Origin of the sequence: Pusillimonas noertemannii (assembly GCF_003096595.1) — a bacterium.
GTDB lineage: Bacteria > Pseudomonadota > Gammaproteobacteria > Burkholderiales > Burkholderiaceae_B > Pusillimonas > Pusillimonas noertemannii.
Window position 1 is genome coordinate 100,224 of the sequence record NZ_QEKO01000007.1, and the last position, 20,902, is coordinate 121,125.

The window sequence follows — 20,902 nt, forward strand, 5'->3', positions numbered from 1 at the left end:
AAGCCGATCGCCATGGAAGAGGGCCTGCGTTTCGCCATTCGCGAAGGCGGCCGTACCGTGGGCGCCGGCGTGGTGGCTAAAATCATCAAGTAAGTCTTGCACACATAGGCGGGGGGCTTCCCCCGCCGATTTCGTTCTTTAGGAAACACCATGAAAAACCAGAAAATCCGCATCCGCTTGAAAGCGTTCGATTACAAGCTGATCGACCAGTCGGCAGCCGAAATCGTTGACACCGCCAAGCGCACGGGTGCAGTGGTTCGCGGTCCCGTACCGCTGCCCACCCGCATTCGCCGCTACGACCTGCTGAGCTCGCCTCACGTCAACAAGACCGCTCGCGACCAATTCGAGATGCGCACGCATCAACGTCTTATGGACATCGTCGATCCTACCGACAAAACCGTGGACGCCCTGATGCGTCTGGATTTGCCGGCCGGTGTCGACGTCGAAATCGCCCTGCAGTAATCGTTGCATTCGATGATGGCCGGCTTGCTGTCCCACACGACAGTTGGCCGGCGCACAAAGCCCTCCCTCCGGAGGGCTTTGTTGCATTTCGAGGAGAAACGGCGCCGTGACGCTGGCCTTCATTGAAAACCCGCTGTTCTATCTGGTGGCCGTTCCGGCCGTGCTGATCGTCGGCATCGGCAAGGGCGGATTCGCAGGCGGCCTGGGCATACTGGCCGTACCCATGCTGGCGCTGGTCTCCTCACCCATCCAGGCGGCGGGCATCATGCTGCCCATACTGTGCGTGATGGACGTCACGGGCGTAAAGGCCTGGATACGCCGCTGGGACCGCGCCCTGATGTTCAGGCTGCTGCCCAGCGCGGTGCTGGGCATAGTGGTCGGCGCCCTGACCTTCCGCTTCGTCAGCGATGCCTTCCTGGAAGTGCTGATCGGCACGCTGGCGCTGTTGTTCTCGCTTCGGTACTGGCTTGGCGGGCGCGTGCGGCTGCAGCTGCGCCTGCCCGATGGCCCCGCATGCTGGCTGTGGTCGGGGCTGTCGGGCTATACCAGCTTCGTTGCCCACGCCGGCGGCCCGCCCTTGATGATCTACCTGCTGCCCAAGAAGCTGGACAAAAGCATTTTCGTCGGCACGGTCACCATCTACTTCGCCGTGGTCAACTACGTAAAGCTCATTCCCTACGCCTTGCTGGGCCAGCTTAGCGCCGAGAACCTGGGCACCTCGCTGCTGCTGGCGCCGGCGGCCATTATCGGGGTCAAGCTGGGCGTCTGGATGCACGACCGCGTGGACGCGGTGCTGTTCAACAAGCTGATGTATATATTCTTGTTCTGCACCGGCCTGAAGCTGCTGTGGGACGGATTGCCGCAGGTGTTCGCCTAGGGCCTGTCAACACTATAAGGGCTGTCCCTTTTTGTGTTGACTGCATCTAATTGCGCGAATAGGCCAGCCGCCCGCCTACGTATACCGCCTTCGTGGCGCGGTCGTCGGCCATGGTCATCTGTACGAACAGCGCTTCGTGGATGTCCTGGCAGTGCTTCATGCGGAATTCGATCAGCGGCGTCGACTTCAGGTCCAGCACCAGCAGGTCGGCATCCAGGCCGGGCTCCAGCGAGCCGATCCTGTCTTCCAGGTACAGGGCCCGCGCGGCGCCCCGGGTGGCCAGGTACAAGGCCTTGGCGGCCGAAAGCGAATACCCCCCAAGCTGGCCCACCTTGTAGGCCTCGCCCATGGTGCGCAGCATTGAAAGGGAAGTGCCCCCGCCCACGTCGGTGGCCAGGCCGGTACGGACAGGCCGGGCCGGGGGCTGTGGCCGCGTGGCGCGCGCAAAGTCGAACAGGCCGCTGCCCAGGAAGGTATTGGACGTAGGGCAATGGGCGATGGCCGAGCCGCTTTCGGCCAGCCGCTGCCACTCGCGTTCATCGAGATGGACGGCATGACCGAACACCGAGCGAGGCCCCGTCAGGCCGTAGTGGTCGTAAACGTCGAGGTAATTGGCGCGGCCGGGGAACAGCTGCCTGACCCATTCGATTTCCGCCTGGTTCTCGGAAAGATGGGTTTGCATATAAGTGCCGGGATGCTGCCGCCACAGCTCGCCGGCAAGCTCCAGCTGCCGGGGCGTGCTGGTGGGCGCGAAGCGCGGCGTAATGGCATAGTGCAGCCGGCCCTTGCCGTGCCAGCGATTGATCAGCGCCAGCGTATCGTCATGGCTCGACTGGGCCGTATCGGTAAGCGGCAGGGGTGCATTGCGGTCCATCATCACCTTGCCCGCGATCATGCGCATGCCGTACTCGCTGGCCGCCTGGAAGAAGGCATCGACCGAGCCCGGGTGCACCGTACAGTAGACCGCCGCCGTGGTGGTGCCCACCCGCAGGCACTCGTCCAGGAACAGCCGCGATACGGCGCGCGCATGGTCGGGGTCGGCATATTGCTGCTCGGCCACGAAAGTGTATTCGTTGAGCCAGTCGATCAACTGTGCGCCATACGCGCCGATGATCTGGGTCTGGGGATAGTGGACGTGGGTGTCGATGAGGCCGGGCAGAATCAATGAGTCGGGGTAGTGGGTAACCACTCCGGGTGGAACCTGAGCCTTCAGCATTGCGTGGCTGCCCACGGCGGTGATGATGCCGTCCTTGACAAGAATCAGGCCGTCGGGCTCATAACGCAGGGCGGCTTCGTCCCCGGCAAGGAACGGGTCGTCCACAAGGCTGAGTGTCGGGCCGCGCAAGGCAAAGGCGGCGGAACGATGTGCTGAGAAGGACGGCATGCCGGGCTCCGGGAGGCGAAGTTTCAGCTGATAGTAGCTCAAGTCGTATGGCTCTGATGCCGTCGTGGCCCGCTTGGAGCGTGCACCGGAAGCGCCTTGCTGTCGGGTTTCGGACACTGCCTGAGCCCCAAGCTTATCAAGGGCTTGCCTACACCGCCCATATCATGCTAAAGTGCTATGCTTGACCAAAAAAGTTTGGCGCCTTGTCTATTTTTTATTGGCTGGCGTGCTTTATGGATTTTGGTCTGTTTGAATAGCAAGCGCCCTTGGGTAAAAAATTTAGGCAAAGGTTTTTTGCTTTTTGTGGCCACGGCCTGACCGTTTATTAACGGCAGGGCTTGCATTAATCATAGCCCCGACCAATCGCAGTCGGGAATGGAGAAAACGATGTCGAACTCGACACCTACGCCTGCCGCATACCGGCTGGGGCTCGTGGGGCGCAAGGTTGGCATGACCCGTATCTTTACCGAGGAAGGCGAGTCCATCCCGGTTACGGTACTGGACGTGTCGAACAACCGTGTCACCCAGGTCAAGTCACCAGAAGTTGATGGGTATGCAGCGGTACAAGTAGCATACGGCACCCGCCGCGCCTCGCGCGTCACCAAGCCGGCTGCCGGGCATTACGCCAAAGCCGGCGTTGAAGCCGGCAGCATCCTCAAAGAATTCCGTCTCGACCCCACGAAAGCCGCCGAATTCACGGCCGGTTCCGTCGTGGCCGTCGAAAGCGTGTTCGAGGCCGGCCAGAAGGTCGACGTAACCGGAACCACCATCGGCAAGGGCTTTGCCGGAACCATCAAGCGCCATCATTTTGGCTCGCAGCGCGCATCGCACGGTAACTCCCGTTCGCACCGCGTGCCCGGTTCCATCGGTCAGGCTCAAGATCCCGGCCGCATCTTCCCCGGCAAGAAAATGGCCGGCCATCTGGGTGACGTCACCCGTACCGTCCAGAATCTCGACGTCGTGCGCGTCGACGCAGAACGCGGATTGTTGCTGGTCAGGGGCGCTGTTCCCGGCCACAAGAACTCCGACGTCGTCGTGCGTCCGGCCGTCAAGTCGCAGCCCAAAAAAGGAGCCTAACAGATGGAACTCAAGCTCCTGAACGACCAGGGTCAATCCTCGTCCACCGTTGCCGCTCCCGACACCGTGTTCGGCCGCGACTTCAACGAAGCGCTGGTGCACCAGATCGTGGTGGCCTTCCAGGCCAACGCCCGCAGCGGCAACCGCGCGCAAAAAGACCGTTCCGAAGTCAAGCACAGCACCAAGAAGCCCTGGCGCCAGAAAGGCACCGGCCGCGCTCGTGCCGGCATGACGTCCTCGCCCATCTGGCGTGGAGGCGGTCGCGCATTCCCCAACTCGCCTGACGAAAACTTCAGCCAGAAGGTCAACAAGAAGATGTACCGCGCCGGCATTCGCGCGATTCTCTCCCAGTTGGCTCGCGAAGATCGTATCGCCGTCGTCGACAGCTTCCAGCTCGACACCCCCAAGACCAAGCAGGCCGCGGCCAAGCTCAAGGGCATGGGTCTCGAGTCGGTGCTGATCATCACCGACGTGCTCGACGAAAACGTCTATCTCGCTACGCGCAACCTGCCTCACGTTGCCGTGGTCGAACCGCGTTACGCCGATCCGCTTTCGCTGATCCACTACAAGAAAGTGTTGATCACCAAGCCGGCTATCGCTCAACTCGAGGAGATGTTGGGATGAAAGCCGAACGCTTAATGCAAGTCATCTTGGCGCCCGTCGTGACCGAAAAGGCCACGTTCGTCGCCGAAAAAAATCAGCAAATCGCTTTTCGCGTCGTTGCCGACGCCACCAAGCCCGAAATCAAGGCCGCCGTCGAGCTCCTGTTCAAGGTCGAGGTCGAATCGGTTCAGGTCCTGAACCAGAAGGGCAAGCAAAAGCGCTTTGGCCGTTTCATGGGTAGCCGCCGTAACGAGCGCAAGGCTTATGTCTCGCTTAAAGACGGTCAGGAACTCGACTTTACGGAGGTGAACTAAATGGCACTCGTAAAAGTCAAGCCGACCTCGGCTGGTCGCCGCGGCATGATCAAGGTGGTAACGCCTGATCTGCACAAGGGCGCACCATTCGCAGCTCTGCTCGAAAAGAAATCCCGCGGCTCGGGCCGCAACAACAATGGCCACATCACTGTGCGCCATCGTGGCGGCGGTCACAAGCAGCATTACCGCCTGGTCGACTTCCGTCGCAACAAAGACGGAATCCCCGCCAAGGTCGAGCGCCTTGAATACGACCCCAACCGTACCGCGCATATCGCACTGCTGTGCTATGCCGACGGCGAGCGTCGCTACATCATCGCTCCCCGCGGCCTTGAAGTGGGCGCAACGCTGCTTTCGGGCAAAGACGCTCCCATCCGCGCAGGCAACACGCTGCCCATCCGCAACATCCCCGTCGGTGCCACCATACACTGCATCGAGATGCTTCCGGGCAAGGGCGCGCAAATGGCCCGTTCGGCAGGCGCTTCGGCGGTGCTGCTGGCTCGCGAAGGCGTGTACGCCCAGGTGCGTCTGCGCTCGGGTGAAGTCCGTCGCGTTCACATCGACTGCCGCGCCACCATTGGCGAAGTCGGCAACGAAGAACACAGCTTGCGTCAAATCGGCAAGGCCGGTGCAGTGCGCTGGCGCGGTGTCCGTCCCACGGTGCGTGGCGTTGCCATGAACCCGGTCGATCACCCGCACGGTGGTGGCGAAGGCCGTACTGGCGAGGGCCGTGAGCCGGTCAGCCCATGGGGCACTCCGGCCAAGGGCTACAGAACTCGTCGTAACAAGCGCACGGACAACATGATTGTCTCGCGTCGCAAGCGCAAGTAAGGGGCGAACCAAATGTCACGTTCGATTAAAAAAGGCCCATTCGTCGACGCGCATCTGATCAAGAAGGTCGATGCAGCCGTCGAAGGCAAAGACAAGCGGCCGATCAAGACCTGGTCGCGCCGTTCCACCATCCTGCCCGAGTTCATTGGGCTGACGATTGCTGTGCACAATGGCCGCCAGCACGTTCCCGTTTACATCAACGAGAACATGGTCGGCCACAAGCTCGGCGAGTTCGCGCTGACCCGTACGTTCAAGGGCCACGCTGCGGACAAAAAGTCCAAGAGGTAAGTGATGGAAACTACAGCTGTTATTCGTGGCGTCCATATTTCGGCCCAGAAGGCGCGTCTCGTTGCGGACCTCATCCGCGGCAAGTCGGTTGCCCAGGCGCTGAACATCCTGACGTTCACCCCCAAGAAAGCCGCGGGCATCCTCAAGAAGGCCCTGGAGTCCGCGATCGCCAACGCCGAGCACAACGACGGCGCCGACATCGACGAACTCAAGGTCACCACCATCTATGTGGACAAGGCCCAGTCGATGAAGCGTTTCTCCGCCCGTGCAAAAGGTCGTGGTAACCGTATCGAGAAGCAGACTTGCCACATCGTGGTCAAAGTCGGCGCTTAAGGAGTCACAATGGGACAGAAAGTACACCCGGTTGGGTTCCGTCTCGCGGTAAACCGCAACTGGAATTCGCGTTGGTATGCGGACGACAAGGCCTTCGGCGGCATGCTTGCCGAAGACATCCGCGTCCGTGAATACCTCAAGAAAAAGCTCAAGAGCGCGTCCGTTGGCCGCGTCGTCATCGAGCGTCCTGCCAAGAATGCCCGCATCACCGTCTACTCGGCTCGCCCGGGTGTGGTCATCGGCAAGCGCGGCGAGGACATCGAGAGCCTGAAGTCCGACCTGCAGCGTCTGATGGGCGTGCCCGTGCACGTCAACATCGAAGAGATCCGCAAGCCCGAAACCGACGCCCAGCTGGTGGCCGATTCCATCGCCCAGCAGCTTGAAAAGCGCATCCAGTTCCGCCGCGCCATGAAGCGCGCCATGCAGAACGCCATGCGTCTTGGCGCCCAGGGCATCAAGATCATGAGCTCGGGCCGCCTGAACGGCATCGAAATCGCCCGTACCGAGTGGTATCGCGAAGGCCGTGTGCCCCTGCACACCCTGCGCGCCAATATCGACTATGGCACGGCCGAAGCCCAGACGACTTACGGCATCATCGGCATCAAAGTATGGGTCTACAAGGGCGACATGCTGCCTAACGGCGAAATGCCTCCCGAAACCGCCGCCCCGCGCGACGAAGAGCGCCGCTCGCGTCGTCCCCGTGGCGATCGGCCCGAGGGCCGTCGTCCGGCCGGTGGCCGTGGCCGTGGACCCCGCAAGCCTGACGCCGCAGCGGCGCCAGCGCCTGAAGGAGAATAACCATGTTGCAACCCTCACGCAGAAAGTATCGCAAAGAGCATAAAGGCCGTAACACCGGCCTGGCGACTCGCGGTGCCCAGGTGTCGTTCGGCGAGTTCGGCCTGAAGGCCACTGGCCGCGGCCGCCTCACCGCTCGCCAGATCGAAGCGGCGCGTCGTGCGATCAACCGCCACATCAAGCGCGGCGGCCGTATCTGGATTCGCGTCTTCCCCGACAAGCCCATTTCCCAGAAGCCTGCGGAAGTCCGTATGGGTAACGGTAAAGGCAATCCCGAGTTCTGGGTCGCAGAAATTCAACCCGGCAAGGTCATCTACGAAATGGAAGGCGTCAGCGAAGAACTCGCGCGCGAAGCGTTCCGTCTGGCCGCCGCCAAGCTGCCCATTTCCACGACCTTCGTGTCGCGGCATATCGGCGCTTAAGGAGATCTCATGAAAGCCAGCGAACTCCGCACCAAAGATGCCGCCGAGCTCCAAACCGAGCTCGAGAGCCTGCTGAAGGCGCAATTCGGCCTGCGTATGCAGCGCGCCACTCAGCAACTCTCCAACACCAGCCAACTGGGCAAGGTCCGCCGCGACATCGCGCGCGTCCGCACCCTTTTGACTGAGAAGGCAGGAAAGTAAAATGAGCGAAACTCAAACTACACAAGCAGCCAAGCGCCAACGCACGCTGATCGGCAAGGTTGTCAGCAACAAGATGGACAAGACGGTCGTCGTTCGCGTCGAGCGCCGTGTCAAGCATCCTGTCTACGGCAAGATCATCATCCGCTCCAATCGTTACAAGGCGCATGATGAAACCAATCAGTACAACGAAGGCGATATGGTCGAAATCGCAGAAGGCCGCCCCATCAGCCGCGACAAGTCGTGGACGGTGGTGCGCCTGCTCGAGGCCGCACGCATCATCTAAGCGCTCGGCGGCCGGCCTGGCCTTTCAGTATTCCAGGCCGGTCACACCGCTTCAGCGGCTTGGATGAAAAATCCCCCAAGGGTCAGTGACGCTTGGGGGATTTTTACGTTGGAGCAACGCCTTCGAGTTCATCGATTCGCCACGGTCCGTGCCGAATCGATAGGCAAGTCGTTTATTTGGTCTTGCCCGTGTTCAGGACATTTTTAATCGTGTCGAACTCGACGTTGTACAGTTCGCCGTCTACACGCTCTACCTTGCGTATATAAATGTTCTGGATGAAATCGCGGGTTTCAGGGTCTACGGCGACAGGTCCGCGAGGGCTTTCGAAGCTTTGGTTTTTCATGGCGCTCAGCAGCGCATCGCCGTTGCCTGGGTCTTCTGCGGTCTTGATCGCGTTGTAGATGACGTGCATGCCGTCGTACCCCGCCACCGCGAAGAAATTCGGCCTTTCTCCGTTGTTCAACTGCTTGAAGTCGGCAACGAATTTCTTGTTCATTTCGGACGGATGCGCCGCTGAATAATAGTCGGACGTGATGATGTCCAGCGCCTCGTCGCCCGATTCATTCAGAAAATCGTCATCGGTTACAGCCCCGTGGGCCAACAAGGGGATGCCGGCCTTGGCCAGGCCGCGCGCCGCGTATTCTTTAAGAAAGGCCGCGCCGGGCCCGGCCGGCAGCATGACATACAAGGCATCGGGCTTCTGGTCTTTTATCCGGCGCACGAAGGGAGCGAAGTCGGGGTTGGCCATGGGCACGCGTATTTCGCTGACGATCTTCTGGTCCGGGCCCTTGAAGAACTCTTTGAATGCCTGTTCCGACTCACGGCCCGGAGCGTAATCGGGAACCAGTGTGGCGACCTCTTTGATGCCGTGCTTGGCGGCCCATGCCGCGGAGCCCATCGTTACCTGTGGAATGGTTCCGCTGGTTCGGATCGCATACGGCGATGCGTTGATCACCGCCAGGCTTTGGGCAGCCATGATGACCATCGGGGTCTTGGTTTGCGTCGCCATGGGCGCGACGGCCAAAGCCAGCGGGGTCAGGCCGAAACCGGCCAGTACGTCGACCTTGCGGGTGACGAGCAGTTCCTGGGCAAGTCTTTTGCTATGGGCCGGGTCTCCCGCATCGTCGCGCAGCAGCACTTCAATTTTGCGGCCGGCGACTTCGTCGCCATGTTGTTGCAGATAGGTTCGTACGCCGTTTTCGACCTGCCGGCCTGTCGAGGCGAACGGGCCGGTCATGGGCAGAACGAGACCCACTTTGAAGCTGTCCTCCGCCGCCGATGCGGAACTTACCGGCAACCCTGCAATGGTCAGCGTCGCGCCGACAAGGACGGCCTGGAGGATCGATCGCCGCTGCCGGTGGGCCTCCCCCACATTGGTGCAAAATCCGTCACGAACAGACGGTTGAGCAAACGTTGGATATTGGGAAATGCCTGTCATGCTGTGTCTCCTGAGTTGTATGGTTGTTACGTGATTGCTTCGCGCCAGAGGTCGAGCGCTTGTTGTACGGGCCGGTCTGAATAACTGAACAGCACAGTGTCCTCGGAGGCCTCCAGGCTATAGGGCATCCACGAGGGGCAGATGAATACATCCTTGGGGCCAAATTCGAGAACCTGGCCGGCAATGCGGCACCGGCCCTGTCCTTCGACGACCGAGTAAACGGTAGAGTCGGTGGAGCGGTACCCGGCTCCGGAGAATCCGGCCGGCAGCAGTTGCATGAATGTGCCGATGGTCGGAATGGCCCAGTCCCCGGTGACGGGGTTCGTATACTGCAGCTTGTGTCCCCAGCAGGGATGCATTTCCCCATGACGCTTCAAGGTTTCGAGCGCGTCGCGGGTCCGTTCATATGGATACCAGAACAAGGGCGAAGTGCGCGAGCGCGCCTTGTATTCGACGGGCTTCATGGTGTTGCCGAACCTGGCCAGATTGGTCGTGGCCTGCCGGCTGGTTTGCTGGGCCTGGCCCTCTCCCTTCTCCATGAATTGCGCGTCGAGCAACTCGACGATGGGCAGGTCGAGGCCGTCCAGCCAGACCATGGGCTTGCCGGATGTATTGCCATGGTCATGAAAAGTCCATGAAGGCGTGATGACGAAGTCTCCGACGTTCATGGTGACTTTCTCGCCGCTTACCGCTGTGTAGGCCCCCTCTCCTTCCATGATGAATCGCAGGGCGGATTGGGAATGGCGGTGCACAGGGGCTATTTCGCCGGGCATGATGAGCTGCAGCCCTGCATACAGGCTATGGGTGATGCGGGTTTTGCCGCGCAACCCGGGGTTCTCCAGTACAAGAACCCGCCGTTCCGCCTCTTGGGCTGTGATCAGGCTGCCGGCCTCCAGAAGCCATGGCCGCATTTGCTGCCATTTCCACAGGTACGGCACGCAAGGGGTGTTGGGCTGGGCCGTGATGACGCTGTGCAGTACTTCCCACAAGGGGGTCACATTTGCGCCGCTTATTTTCCTGTAGAAATTCTGGCGCTCTGGAGACGGAGTCTCGTGTTTTTGCGATAACGTTTCCATCTTGTCGTCCTGTGCAAAGGGAGCCGATTTTCAACGCAGTATGCGGGCGGCCCTGTTCATTCGGACCCAGTCTGGCTTGTTGTCCTTGAGTGGGCAATAAAGTAATCTTGATAAGATCTATCGTATTTTTAAATACACCTAGATGCGGTCACCATGGCAAACCTGGATGTCTCTGATCTTCTGATCCTTAAAGAAATCTACAAGACGCGCGGCATATCGTCTTCGGTCGGGCCGATAGGCCTAAGCCAGCCGGCCATCAGCGTGCGCCTTGGCCATCTAAGGCGCCACTTCGGCGACGCGCTTTTTGTGCGCACCTCGGCGGGCATGATGCCGACCCCTTATTTAGAAAGCTTATTACCGGGCATAGACGAGGCTCTGACGCTTCTTGTTCGGAATAAGGCTCGCCATGAGGATTTCGACGCCGCCACTTCCACCCGTACTTTTCGCCTGGGCCTGACCAACGTTGCGCAGATGGCCCTGCTGCCGCAATTGCTTGCCTTGTTCGAAGAAAAAGCGCCGCAGCTCAATGTCGAATCGGTTGATCTGGATCAGGAGGTGGGGCATATGCTCGAGGCCGGCGAGCTGGATGTCGCCGTGGGGTTTGCAGCCGATTTGCATACGGGAATCTATCAACAGCGCCTGTTCACCGAGCACTACGCTTGCGTTGCCCGGGTCGATCATCCCCGGGTGCAAGGCCAGTTGACCAAGGCCCAGTTGATGTCTGAAGAGTATGTCGCGCTTGAAGCGCCCGCCACTGGCTATTCCCTTCTTGATAAAGAGCTCGAAAAGCAGGGCGTGCGCCGTCGGATCAAGGTCAAGGTTTCATCGTTTCTGGGAATCGGGCAGAGCGTTTCCATGACCAACCTGTTGGCAATCGTGCCGGCCCGGCTGGCTCAGGCACTGGCTTTCGGCGGCCGGGTGCAGGTCTTGAAGATCCCGGTGGCCAGCCCGTCTTACGAGGTGCGGCAATATTGGCACGAACGCTTCCACCGGGACCCGGGAAATTGCTGGCTGCGCCAGATCATGTTCAATACCTTCCTTGACATGCCCGATTCTCCCGACTCTCTTATCGATTCAAATCCCTTATAGAGGCAATCAACGCCGCTTTATTGACGCGCGACACGTAAATCACGGACGATGCGTCACGAGCATGTGCGGCGCGATTGAAAGGATCTGTGGCTTGGCATGCTCCTACAAAACAGGAGGCCATGATGAGTTCGCACAATACAGTTTTAATCGTGGGGGGTGGCATAGGCGGCCTTACGGCAGCCATAGCGCTTGCCCAGAAAGGCCGCTCCGTGCACGTGCTGGAACAGGCTCACGAAATTTCCGCAATCGGCTATGGAATACAGCTGGGGCCGAATGTTTTCGATGTGTTCGAACAACTTGGCATGGCCGATTCGGTAAAGTCCATTGCCGACTTTCCGGATTCCGTCTGCATGATCGATGCGGACGACGGGCGGATGCTGATCGATATTCCGGTGACGACGCCCGAATACAGGAAGCGGTTTCGCAACCCTTACGTCGTGGTGCATCGGGCCGACATCCATAACGTCCTGCTGGAGGCTTGTCTCACGACCCCCGGCATCGAGGTCACCGTCAATGCGGCGATCGTCGGGCACGAAGACCTGGGAGACCATGTGCGCGTCACGTGTTCTGATGGCCGGATATTCGAAGGTGCGGCGCTGATCGCCGCCGACGGCCTTAAAAGCCGCGCTCGCGAACTCCTGGTGAAGGACGATCTGTGCCCGATCGGTTACGTCGCGCATCGGACCATTGTCGACATGGCCGACATTCCCGCGGACTTCCCTCATAAGACGGAGGTGGTTCTATGGAGCGGGCCTGGCTACCACGTCGTGCACTATCCGCTGCGGCAAGGCACCTTGTTCAACATTGTCGCGGTGTTCAAAGACCCGGCTCCCCAGCATGGCGATCAATACGTAACCCATGAACAGGATGTGCAGCATGTTTATGCCAACGCCCATCCCGCCTTGAAAAGCATACTTGCGCTGATGGACCTGGAGCGGCGGTGGGTGATCGCCGACAGGGATCCCGTAAGGCGCTGGAACCGCGGCCGGATCGTGCTTCTGGGAGATGCCGCGCATCCGGTCCTGCAGTCATATGCGCAGGGGGCGGGAATGGCGATCGAGGATGCGGGCTGCATTGCCAATCTGCTCGATCGCTACGGATACGAAGACGCTTTCGCCGAGTTTTCAAAGCAGCGCGCCCTGCGGACCGCGCGCATTCAACTGGAAGGGCGTGAGGTCTGGAAGTTCTATCACGAAGAAGGAATCGGGCGCGATGTGCGCAATGCGCAGCTGGAAGGGCGTACAGCCGAAGACTCCTATAAATGCCTGGACTGGATATGGAACGGGGCGGCCGGCCCTGTCGCCGGCGGGCCCAGGCCCTGAGCCGCTGACATGAAAGTAGCGGTCCGGGCAGCTGAGGGCAATACAAGGTATCTAGCCCGGCTTGCCCGTCATGCGCTCCACCAGCAGCCGGGCCGCGGGCGACAGCGCATCGAACGAACGGATGCACACATGCAGCTGCCGGTGCGACCAGGCTTCGTCCAGGACCACCAGCTTGATGCCCAGGGCTTTTTCATAGGCCAGGGCGATGCGCCTGGGCACCATGCCTATGCCCAGGCCCGACTCGACCATGAGGCAAAGCGAGTCGTAGCTGGAAACCTGGAAGCGGTAGCGCCAGGTGCGGCCCAGTTCGCGCGCGGCACGCATCAGCTGCAGGTTCATCTGGCCGCCCGGCGGCAGGCCGACGTAGTTGTAGTCGAGCGTATCGGCGTAACGGACCCGCTGCTGGCCGGTCAGGGGATGGGACAGGGGCACGATCACGACCAGCTCGTCTTCTTTGTAGGGCAGGTATTCCAGCCCTTCGACCGGGGTGTCCACCACCAGCACTCCGATGTCGGCATTGTTCTCGGCCACGGCCTGGGCGATGGCGGTGCTGACGCGCTCTTCGAGGTCGATCTGCACCATGGGGCATTCGGCCAGGAAGGCGCTGAGCTCCCTGGGCATGAACTGGTGCATGGCGGAAATATTGGCGAAGATGCGTATATAGCCCTTCATGCCCAGGGCGTAGTCATGCATCTGCGTGCGGATGCTGTCCAGGTCGTGCAGGACGCGATGCGCCATGTTCAACAGGGCGCGGCCCGCGGGCGTGGGGCTGATGCCCTTGTTGCTGCGCACGATCAGGGCGACGCCCAGCTGTTCTTCCAGGTCGCTGATGCGGCGGCTGATGGCTGCCGCCGCCGTGTGCTCGTGCTCGGCGGCGGCGGCGATGGTGCCGTGCTTCAGGACGCTGGCGAACAGGCGCAGGGATTTGGGGTCTGGAGTCATGGGCTGTCTCGGCGGCGATCTGGCCATCGCCATTCGCGATGGTAGCATCGTAAACCACTTCTTTACCGTTCGTGCCGAAGTGGCCATTATTGATAGATTGAGAAGAAGAGGATCAAACATGCAACACAGCTCTCCCTCAGCCGAAATGCCGCTCGCGGGCGTCAAGGTGCTTGAGCTCGGCTCGCTGATCGCCGGGCCCTATGCCACTGCCTTGCTGGCCCAGTTCGGGGCCGAGGTGATCAAGATCGAGCCCCCGGGCTTGGGCGACCCCTTGCGCAAGTGGCGCAAGCTGCACGAAGGCACGTCTCTGTGGTGGTATACGCAAAGCCGCAACAAAAAGTCGGTGACGCTCGACCTCAAGTCCGAAGAAGGCCAGGAGATCGTGCGCAAGCTGGCGGGCGACGCCGACATCGTGGTCGAGAACTTCCGTCCGGGCACGCTTGAAAAATGGGGCATAGGCTGGGAGCAGCTGTCGGCCATCAACCCAAACCTGATCATGGTGCGCATATCGGGCTACGGCCAGACGGGACCCGCCAGCCAGAAACCGGGCTTTGCGGCCATCGCCGAGTGCATGGGCGGCCTGCGCCACGTTACCGGCTACCCCGACCGGGCTCCAGTGCGGGCGGGCATCAGCCTTGGCGACACCCTGGCATCGCTGTACGGCACGCTGGGCGCCCTGATGGCCATGCACCATCTGAAGGTCAACGGCGGCAAGGGGCAGTATATCGACGTCGCCCTGTACGAAGCGGTATTTGCCGTGATGGAAAGCCTTATCCCCGAATACGCCAAAACCGGCCATGTGCGCGAGCGCACCGGCTCGGCGCTGCCGGGCATCGTGCCCTCCAATACCTATCTGTGCCGCGACGGCAAGTATGTGGCCATTGCGGGCAATGGCGACGGCATATTCCGCCGGCTCATGACGGCCATCGGCCGCCCCGACCTGGCCGAAGACCCCGCCCTGGCCCATAACGACGGCCGGGCCAGGCAGACTGAATTGCTGGATGGGGTCATCGGCGACTGGACGGCGGCCAACGACCTGGAAACCGTCGTAAGGACCATGAACGAGGCGTCCGTGCCTTGCGGCCCCATCTACACGGCGGCCGACATCATGAACGACGCCCATTTCCAGGCGCGCGACATGCTGCAAACGCACACGCTGCCCGACGGCTCCGACATCTGCCTGCCGGGCATCGTGCCCAAGCTCAGCGCCACGCCCGGCCGCACCCAATGGCTGGGGCCCGAACTGGGCCAGCACACCCAAGAGGTGCTTGACTCCATAGGCGTTACGGCCGAGCAACTTGAAAAACTGCGCCAGGCCGGGCTGGCCTGAGCACAATCAAAGAGGTGGAATGTGAGCACTGTGCCAAAGAACGGAAAGCGTCTCTATATCCAAGAGGTCTCCGTTCGCGATGGCTTCCAGATGGAGCCCATCTTTATTCCTACCGATCGCAAGATCGAATTCATCAACGGACTGAGCCGTACGGGCCTGGCCAAGATTGAAGTCACATCCTTTACTTCTCCCAAGGCCATTCCGGCTCTGGCGGACGCCGAGGCGGTCATGTGCCGCATCGAGCGGGTGCCCGGGGTCGAGTATGCCGCCCTGGTGCCCAACCTGCGCGGCTGCGAGCGGGCCTTGTCCTGCGGGGTGGATGAGATCAACCTGGTGATGTCGGCCAGCGAAAGCCACAACATGGCCAATCTGCGCATGACGCCGCAGCAGTCGCTCGAGCAGTTTGCACAGATTGCCGCCGAGGTGAACGGCCGGGTACGCCTGAACGCCTCCTTGTCGACCACCTTCGGCTGTCCTTTCGACGGCGAGATTCCCCTGTCGCGCGTGCTGGAGGTGGTTGCCCGTTTCGTCGACATGGGCATGGACGGGGTCACCCTGTGCGACACAACCGGCATGGCCAATCCTGCACAGGTGGCCCGTGTGTGCGAAGCCGTCAGGCAGCGCTGGCCGAATATGGTCTTTACCGCGCATTTCCACAACACCCGCGGCATGGGCCTGGCCAATGTGCTGGCGGCCTTGCAGGCGGGCATCGACCGCTTCGACGCATCGCTGGGGGGGCTGGGCGGTTGCCCGTTCGCGCCGGGCGCCAGCGGCAACGTCTGCACGGAAGACATGGTGCACATGCTCGAGGCCATGGGATACGACACTGGTGCCGACCTCGAGGCCTTGCTGGCCCTGGCCCGCGAGCTGCCGGGCATCGTCCAGCACGAGATTCCCGGCCAGGTGGTCAAGGCCGGCCCCTGGACTCGGCGCTACCCCTTGCCCGCCTCAAGAGACAGGCAGGGCAGCTGAGCCTGCGGACGACGGAAAGGGCGTCGCACGAGCCGGTAATGGCCGGGCGGGCCCTTGACGACCAAGCTGCCGCTTTCGCGCGGGCAGCTTTACGGAGAGAGACGATCATGACAACAGCTACACAAGCGGACACGGCCGGAAAGGCGGCCAAGGCCCAGACCTTGTTCGACAAGCTCTGGCAGCGGCACCTTGTCAAGGAAGAGCCCGGCGGGCCTTCGCTGCTTTATATCGACCGCCAGCTGGTGCACGACGTTACCAGCCCGCAGTCGTTCGAGGGCTTGCGGCTTTCCGGACGCAAGGCCTGGCGGCCCGAGACGGTGCTGGCCACCGCCGACCATAACGTACCCACCACCCAGCTTGAGCGGCGCAGCGGCGCCGACGGCATCAGCGACCCTTTGTCGCGCATCCAGGTGGACCAGCTTACACGCAACTGCGGCGACTTCGGCATTGCCGAGTTCGGCCTGGGCGACGAGCGCCAGGGCATCGTCCACGTCATCGGGCCCGAGCAGGGGTTTACCTTGCCCGGAACCAGCGTGGTGGCGGGCGATTCCCATACCAGCACCCACGGCGCGTTCGCCGCCCTGGCTTTCGGGGTGGGCGCTTCCGAGGCCGAGCACGTGCTGGCCACGCAATGCCTTGCCCTCAAGCGCTTGAAGCCCATGCTGGTCAGGGTTTGCGGCCGCTTGCCCGAGCGCCTTGGCGCCAAAGACCTCATCCTGAACATCATCGGCCACCTGGGCACGGCGGGCGGCACCGGCTATGCGATCGAGTTCGCGGGCGAAGCCATCAGCGAGCTGTCGATGGAAGGGCGCATGACCCTGTGTAATATGGCCATCGAGGCGGGCGCCCGGGTGGGCCTGGTCGCGGTGGACGACAAAACCATCGCCTATGTGAAAGGCCGCCCGCTGGCCCCGAAAGGCGAGCAATGGAAGGCCGCCGAAGCCTATTGGCGCACGCTGGCCAGCGATGAGGGCGCGGCCTTCGACCGGGTCGTCGAGATCGATGCGGCCGGCCTGCGGCCCATGGTTACCTGGGGCACCACGCCCGAGATGGTCGTACCCGTGGACGGCAGGGTGCCCGATCCCATGCACGAGGCCGATCCGGTGCGGCGCGGCAACATGCAGACCGCGCTTGAATACATGGGCCTGAAGGGCGGCACCCCCATCGAGCAGATCCAGCTCGACAAGGTCTTCATCGGGTCCTGTACCAACTCGCGCATCGAAGACCTGCGCGTGGCGGCCGCGGTCGTCAAAGGGCGCAGGCGCGCACCGAATATCAGGCAGGCGCTGGTCGTGCCGGGCTCGGGCCTGGTCAAGCGGCAGGCCGAGGCCGAGGGGCTGCATCAGGTGTTTCTGGATGCGGGCTTCGAATGGCGCGAGCCGGGCTGCTCGATGTGCCTGGGCATGAATGCCGACCGGCTGGGCAAGGGCGAGCGTTGCGCTTCCACCTCGAACCGCAACTTCGAAGGACGCCAGGGGGCCGGGGGCCGTACCCATCTGGTCAGCCCAGCCATGGCCGCGGCAGCCGCCATCGCAGGCCATTTTGTCGATATTACGCAATTCTGACGAGGCGCATATGGAAGCTTTTACTTCGCTGACCGGCCTGGTGGCGCCCCTTGACCGCAACAACATCGACACCGACGCCATTGTGCCCAAGCAGTTCCTCAAGGCCATCGTGCGCACGGGCTATGGCAAGCACCTGTTCGACGAGCTGCGTTTTCTGGACGAGGGCGAGCTGGGGCAAGACCCGGCCACCCGGCAGCAGAACCCGCGGTTCTCATTGAACCAGCCGCGCTACCAGGGTGCCCAGATCCTGCTCACGCGCGAGAACTTTGGCTGCGGATCCAGCCGCGAACACGCGCCCTGGGCCATACTTGATTACGGTTTTCGGTCCATTCTGGCCGTCAGCTTTGCCGACATCTTCTACGACAACTGCTTCAAGAACGGCATATTGCCCATTGCTCTGGACGTCGCGCTTATCGACCGCCTGTTCAAAGAGGTGGAGGCCGCCGAGGGCTACCGGCTGTCGATCGACCTGGCCGCGCAGACCATCACCACGCCGTCGAGAGAAACCCTGGACTTCGAGATCGACGCCTCGCGCAAGCGCAGCCTGCTCGAGGGCCTGGACGACATCGCCATCACCCTGGCCGATGCCGACGCCATACGGCGCTACGAGCAGCTGCGAGCCAGGCAGGAGCCCTGGCTTTTCGACCCCGCCTGCCGACCTGCCATTTCGTAAACCTGCAAAGCAGGCGAGGCCAGGCCGGGCCAGAAGGGCGGGCGCCCGCCCCCGGTGCAGCCATGCCATGGCGCAAGGCTAGGCCGCCGCGCCGGCCTGTATCATGGCGGCGATCTGCTCGGCTGTGCGCACGCGCCCCATGCGGGGAAAGATGCGCTTCATGAATTGTTCATGGTTGTCGGTCTCGGGCGACGAGCAGGCATCGCTGGCCAGCACCAGGTTGTAGTCCATGTCGCGGGCTGAATAGGCCGTGCTGGCCACGCCCACGTCGGTAGACCCGCCGGCGATGATGATGGTGTCGATGCCGCGCGTGCGCAGGGCCAGGTCGAGATAGGTCTGGTAGAAGGCGCTCCAGCGGTACTTGGGGATGAGGTAGTCTTCGGGCGCAGGCGCGATTTCGTCGATGACGGCGGCTTCCCAGGTGCCGCCCGCCACCACGGGCTTGAACTCGGGCGGATGGTCTACCGGAATGGGATTGAGCCGGCCGTCTGTATCGCGCACGGTATGGGCGCTGGTCAGGTTGTCGGCCCGGTGGTTGGCGGCCGCATAGGCCACCATCATCCCATGCTGCCGGGCCTCGGTCAGCAGGCGCGTGGCCGCGGCGATCACGGGTTTGTAGCGCGCGTCGGTCTTGGGGTCGTTTTTCTTGATGTGTCCGTTCAGCATGTCGAAGAAAAGCAGCGCGGTGCGCGCCGGGTCGAGCTTGTCGAGGGCCATGGGTTTACCTTTGATGGAAAAGATGGGTTAAGGATTGATTAGTTGCCTGGCGTGCCTGAAATGACATCGCGATACAGCGCCTGCCACTTCTGCGCTTCGGCCGGTATCATCAGCGGCGTCGAGACGCGCAGGCTGATGCCCTTCATGGGTGAGGGCTCGTCCGCATGGACGGGCAGGTAGTGCATGGCGGCAAGCAGCTTTTGCGCTTGCGCGGAAAGCAGAAAGTCATAGAACAGCAGCGCCGCATGAGGGTGCGGGGCCCGCTTGGCCACGGCAATGCCGTTTGCCCGGGCGATGACCGGCTCGATGGCAATCCAGTCGATGGGGGCGCCTTTTTCCTTCAGGGTCTGGGCCATGTAGCTATACACCGTCAGCCCCATCGGCACTTCGCCCGACACCACCAGATTGGCCAGCAGCGAATGGCCCTTGCGCACCGACAGGCCGTTTTCGGAGACGATCTTGCGGAACAGGGCCAGGCCTTCTTCTTCGCCAAGCTCCTGCATCAGGGTGTAGAACCATTCGTCGTCGGTAAATTCGACGCCCAGCTTGCCTTTCCATTCGGGCTTGGCAAGCTCGTGCCAGGACTTGGGCAGTTGCTCTTTGCTGATCTGATCAGTGTTGTAGGCCTGTACAAATGCGGCCAGCCGGGTCGGGGCCCACTCGCGATGCGCCGGGGCGATGCCCCGGATCAGTTTCTTGGTGGCTGGCGTATCGACGGGCTGCAGGATTTTTTCCAGGTGAAGCGCCTCGAGCTCGGGGGCGCCCACGTGGATGGCGTCGACCTCGTGGCGGCCCCCCGAGGCCTCGGTAAGCGTGCGTTGCACCACTTTGTCGCTGCCGGCGCGCCAGACGTTGATCTTGATTCCGTACTTCTCTTCGAAGGCCGACACGATCGGAGGCAAGTCTTTTTGCGCGAACGAGGTATAGAAGGTAAGGGAGCCTTCTTTGCGGGCACCCTCGATCAATATCTGTTCGCGGTCGGGGCCGTTGTAGACGGCGAGTTGTTCAAGGCTGGCCGGCGTCTGCGCCGTGGCGGCGGATGCAAGCGCAAGACCCAGCGCTGCCGCCCAATGCTGCATGATTCGCATCTTGTCTCCTGTTTGTTGCCGGCCTGCATGGACCGGCTTTTAATTTTGCGGCCTCAGGGTGGCAGCCCACGCCTTATGTTCTGTAATACAGAACAATGTGCCATATTACAGAAAGTCTAGCATGAGGTGCTCTCGTCTACAACGAACAGGAGACAAGAAGAGCCCTTCAAGAGGCCTGAGTCGAATGGCTTGGCCGCACGTTGATTCGCCGCTTGGGCGACAACCTGGCCGACGAGCGGCACCGGCCCGCTTAGCCAGGCCAAAAAGCTCGGGCAAGCCATGCATATAAATTTAGGTATGTTCAATACGAATATTTCATTATTTTTCGTATACCAAAACAAACACAATGCAAGGCAAACGTCGTATATTGCACAGTGACCCTTAGAAAATATAGAGAAATAACGCGCCCGCGCTCTTCGGCTATTCTGAGAGACCGATGCAGTCGGTGCCGGGCCTGCCGCGCGAAAAGCGCGTCGATCGAGCCAGGTCTTTCTTAAATCCATACTTATTTCATAAGAGAATCCATCATGTCACACGTCGTCAATCCGCCCGAAGTCATCTCCGTTCCCGTGCATGGCAGCGCCGACACCTTCCCGGTACGCCGCGTCTATTGCGTGGGCCGCAACTACGCCGCCCACGCCCGTGAAATGGGCTTCGATCCTGATCGCGAACCGCCGTTCTTCTTCTGCAAGCCGGCCGATGCGGTGGTGCCCGTGGCCGAAGGCGCCACGCTCGAGCTGCCTTACCCCGCCGAGACCAGCAACTACCACTACGAGATCGAGCTCGTGGCGGCCATCGGCAAGGGCGGCTCGAACATTTCCCT

At 61.6% G+C, this 20,902-nt stretch carries 26 protein-coding genes; 20 read left to right on the forward strand and 6 right to left on the reverse strand.

Annotation, left to right across the window (positions count from 1 at the left end; all coding sequences use genetic code 11):
* Positions 1–6 precede the first annotated feature (6 nt).
* The 3 genes from C7440_RS17450 (at position 7) to C7440_RS17460 (ending at position 1,339) form a co-directional block, all read left to right on the forward strand.
* Positions 7–93, forward strand: coding sequence for an EF-Tu C-terminal domain-related protein (locus C7440_RS17450; RefSeq protein ID WP_279305871.1), 87 nt, complete (start codon positions 7–9; stop codon positions 91–93).
* 57 nt (positions 94–150) lie between these two features.
* A complete protein-coding gene (gene rpsJ / locus C7440_RS17455; protein ID WP_017523958.1) occupies positions 151–462 on the forward strand; it encodes a 30S ribosomal protein S10 in 312 nt (103 codons plus the stop codon).
* Positions 463–568: 106 nt separating this feature from the next.
* Positions 569–1,339 carry a sulfite exporter TauE/SafE family protein gene (locus C7440_RS17460; RefSeq protein WP_017523959.1) on the forward strand — a complete coding sequence of 257 codons (771 nt, stop codon included), beginning with the start codon at positions 569–571 and terminating at the stop codon, positions 1,337–1,339.
* A gap of 46 nt (positions 1,340–1,385) precedes the next feature.
* Here C7440_RS17460 and guaD read toward each other — a convergent pair whose 3' ends face one another.
* Entirely contained in the window at positions 1,386–2,723 is a 1,338-nt protein-coding gene (guaD, locus tag C7440_RS17465) for a guanine deaminase (protein ID WP_116519382.1), read from the reverse strand.
* A 387-nt stretch (positions 2,724–3,110) separates the two neighbouring features.
* Here guaD and rplC point away from each other — a divergent pair, with 387 nt between their 5' ends.
* The 10 genes from rplC to rpsQ are packed head-to-tail and all read left to right on the forward strand — an operon-like array spanning position 3,111 to position 7,867.
* The gene (gene rplC, locus C7440_RS17470; RefSeq protein ID WP_017523961.1) at positions 3,111–3,800 is read left to right on the forward strand and encodes a 50S ribosomal protein L3; all 690 of its coding nucleotides are present in this window, start codon (positions 3,111–3,113) and stop codon (positions 3,798–3,800) included.
* A gap of 3 nt (positions 3,801–3,803) precedes the next feature.
* A complete protein-coding gene (rplD, locus tag C7440_RS17475; protein WP_017523962.1) occupies positions 3,804–4,424 on the forward strand; it encodes a 50S ribosomal protein L4 in 621 nt (206 codons plus the stop codon).
* A complete protein-coding gene (gene rplW / locus C7440_RS17480) occupies positions 4,421–4,717 on the forward strand; it encodes a 50S ribosomal protein L23 (protein WP_017523963.1) in 297 nt (98 codons plus the stop codon). The genes rplD and rplW overlap by 4 nt, the downstream gene beginning before the upstream one ends.
* On the forward strand, positions 4,718–5,545 hold the full coding sequence (rplB, locus tag C7440_RS17485) for a 50S ribosomal protein L2 (protein ID WP_017523964.1): 828 nt from the start codon (positions 4,718–4,720) through the stop codon (positions 5,543–5,545). It abuts the gene before it with no gap.
* A gap of 12 nt (positions 5,546–5,557) precedes the next feature.
* Complete coding sequence (gene rpsS / locus C7440_RS17490; protein WP_017523965.1) at positions 5,558–5,833, forward strand: 30S ribosomal protein S19; 276 nt, start codon at positions 5,558–5,560, stop codon at positions 5,831–5,833.
* A gap of 3 nt (positions 5,834–5,836) precedes the next feature.
* Positions 5,837–6,166 carry a 50S ribosomal protein L22 gene (rplV, locus tag C7440_RS17495; RefSeq protein WP_017523966.1) on the forward strand — a complete coding sequence of 110 codons (330 nt, stop codon included), beginning with the start codon at positions 5,837–5,839 and terminating at the stop codon, positions 6,164–6,166.
* A gap of 9 nt (positions 6,167–6,175) precedes the next feature.
* Entirely contained in the window at positions 6,176–6,964 is a 789-nt protein-coding gene (gene rpsC, locus C7440_RS17500) for a 30S ribosomal protein S3 (protein ID WP_017523967.1), read from the forward strand.
* A 2-nt stretch (positions 6,965–6,966) separates the two neighbouring features.
* Positions 6,967–7,383, forward strand: a complete 417-nt coding sequence (rplP, locus tag C7440_RS17505; protein ID WP_017523968.1) for a 50S ribosomal protein L16 — start codon at positions 6,967–6,969, stop codon at positions 7,381–7,383.
* Between the two features lie 9 nt (positions 7,384–7,392).
* Positions 7,393–7,584, forward strand: a complete 192-nt coding sequence (rpmC, locus tag C7440_RS17510; protein ID WP_017523969.1) for a 50S ribosomal protein L29 — start codon at positions 7,393–7,395, stop codon at positions 7,582–7,584.
* 1 nt (position 7,585) lies between these two features.
* Positions 7,586–7,867, forward strand: a complete 282-nt coding sequence (gene rpsQ, locus C7440_RS17515; RefSeq protein ID WP_017523970.1) for a 30S ribosomal protein S17 — start codon at positions 7,586–7,588, stop codon at positions 7,865–7,867.
* Between the two features lie 172 nt (positions 7,868–8,039).
* Here rpsQ and C7440_RS17520 read toward each other — a convergent pair whose 3' ends face one another.
* Both C7440_RS17520 and gtdA read right to left on the reverse strand, forming a co-directional pair.
* On the reverse strand, positions 8,040–9,305 hold the full coding sequence (locus C7440_RS17520) for an ABC transporter substrate-binding protein (protein ID WP_180064406.1): 1,266 nt from the start codon (positions 9,303–9,305) through the stop codon (positions 8,040–8,042).
* Between the two features lie 26 nt (positions 9,306–9,331).
* Positions 9,332–10,381: a gentisate 1,2-dioxygenase gene (gtdA, locus tag C7440_RS17525; RefSeq protein ID WP_116519383.1), complete on the reverse strand. Its 1,050-nt coding sequence runs from the start codon at positions 10,379–10,381 to the stop codon at positions 9,332–9,334.
* A gap of 153 nt (positions 10,382–10,534) precedes the next feature.
* Here gtdA and C7440_RS17530 point away from each other — a divergent pair, with 153 nt between their 5' ends.
* Entirely contained in the window at positions 10,535–11,470 is a 936-nt protein-coding gene (locus C7440_RS17530; protein WP_116519384.1) for a LysR family transcriptional regulator, read from the forward strand.
* Between the two features lie 122 nt (positions 11,471–11,592).
* Positions 11,593–12,792, forward strand: coding sequence for an FAD-dependent monooxygenase (locus tag C7440_RS17535; protein ID WP_165832634.1), 1,200 nt, complete (start codon positions 11,593–11,595; stop codon positions 12,790–12,792).
* A gap of 51 nt (positions 12,793–12,843) precedes the next feature.
* On the opposite strand, the gene C7440_RS17540 is transcribed toward C7440_RS17535, so the two are convergent.
* A complete protein-coding gene (locus C7440_RS17540; RefSeq protein WP_017523975.1) occupies positions 12,844–13,734 on the reverse strand; it encodes a LysR substrate-binding domain-containing protein in 891 nt (296 codons plus the stop codon).
* A 118-nt stretch (positions 13,735–13,852) separates the two neighbouring features.
* Between C7440_RS17540 and C7440_RS17545 the strand changes: the two genes are divergently transcribed.
* The 4 genes from C7440_RS17545 to leuD all read left to right on the forward strand — a co-directional run bounded on the left by C7440_RS17545 (position 13,853) and on the right by leuD (position 18,274).
* Entirely contained in the window at positions 13,853–15,064 is a 1,212-nt protein-coding gene (locus C7440_RS17545; protein WP_116519386.1) for a CaiB/BaiF CoA transferase family protein, read from the forward strand.
* Positions 15,065–15,094: 30 nt separating this feature from the next.
* Complete coding sequence (locus tag C7440_RS17550) at positions 15,095–16,036, forward strand: hydroxymethylglutaryl-CoA lyase (protein ID WP_116519392.1); 942 nt, start codon at positions 15,095–15,097, stop codon at positions 16,034–16,036.
* A 107-nt stretch (positions 16,037–16,143) separates the two neighbouring features.
* Positions 16,144–17,601 carry a 3-isopropylmalate dehydratase large subunit gene (gene leuC, locus C7440_RS17555; protein ID WP_116519387.1) on the forward strand — a complete coding sequence of 486 codons (1,458 nt, stop codon included), beginning with the start codon at positions 16,144–16,146 and terminating at the stop codon, positions 17,599–17,601.
* A 10-nt stretch (positions 17,602–17,611) separates the two neighbouring features.
* Complete coding sequence (gene leuD / locus C7440_RS17560) at positions 17,612–18,274, forward strand: 3-isopropylmalate dehydratase small subunit (protein WP_116519388.1); 663 nt, start codon at positions 17,612–17,614, stop codon at positions 18,272–18,274.
* 78 nt (positions 18,275–18,352) lie between these two features.
* Here the strand turns inward: leuD and C7440_RS17565 are convergent, their stop codons facing one another.
* Both C7440_RS17565 and C7440_RS17570 read right to left on the reverse strand, forming a co-directional pair.
* Complete coding sequence (locus tag C7440_RS17565) at positions 18,353–18,991, reverse strand: cysteine hydrolase family protein (RefSeq protein ID WP_017523980.1); 639 nt, start codon at positions 18,989–18,991, stop codon at positions 18,353–18,355.
* A 38-nt stretch (positions 18,992–19,029) separates the two neighbouring features.
* Positions 19,030–20,079 carry an ABC transporter substrate-binding protein gene (locus C7440_RS17570; protein WP_116519389.1) on the reverse strand — a complete coding sequence of 350 codons (1,050 nt, stop codon included), beginning with the start codon at positions 20,077–20,079 and terminating at the stop codon, positions 19,030–19,032.
* Between the two features lie 527 nt (positions 20,080–20,606).
* Here C7440_RS17570 and C7440_RS17575 point away from each other — a divergent pair.
* Positions 20,607–20,902 (forward strand): fumarylacetoacetate hydrolase family protein (locus tag C7440_RS17575; protein WP_207775427.1); only part of this gene is annotated, 296 nt, incomplete at its 3' end.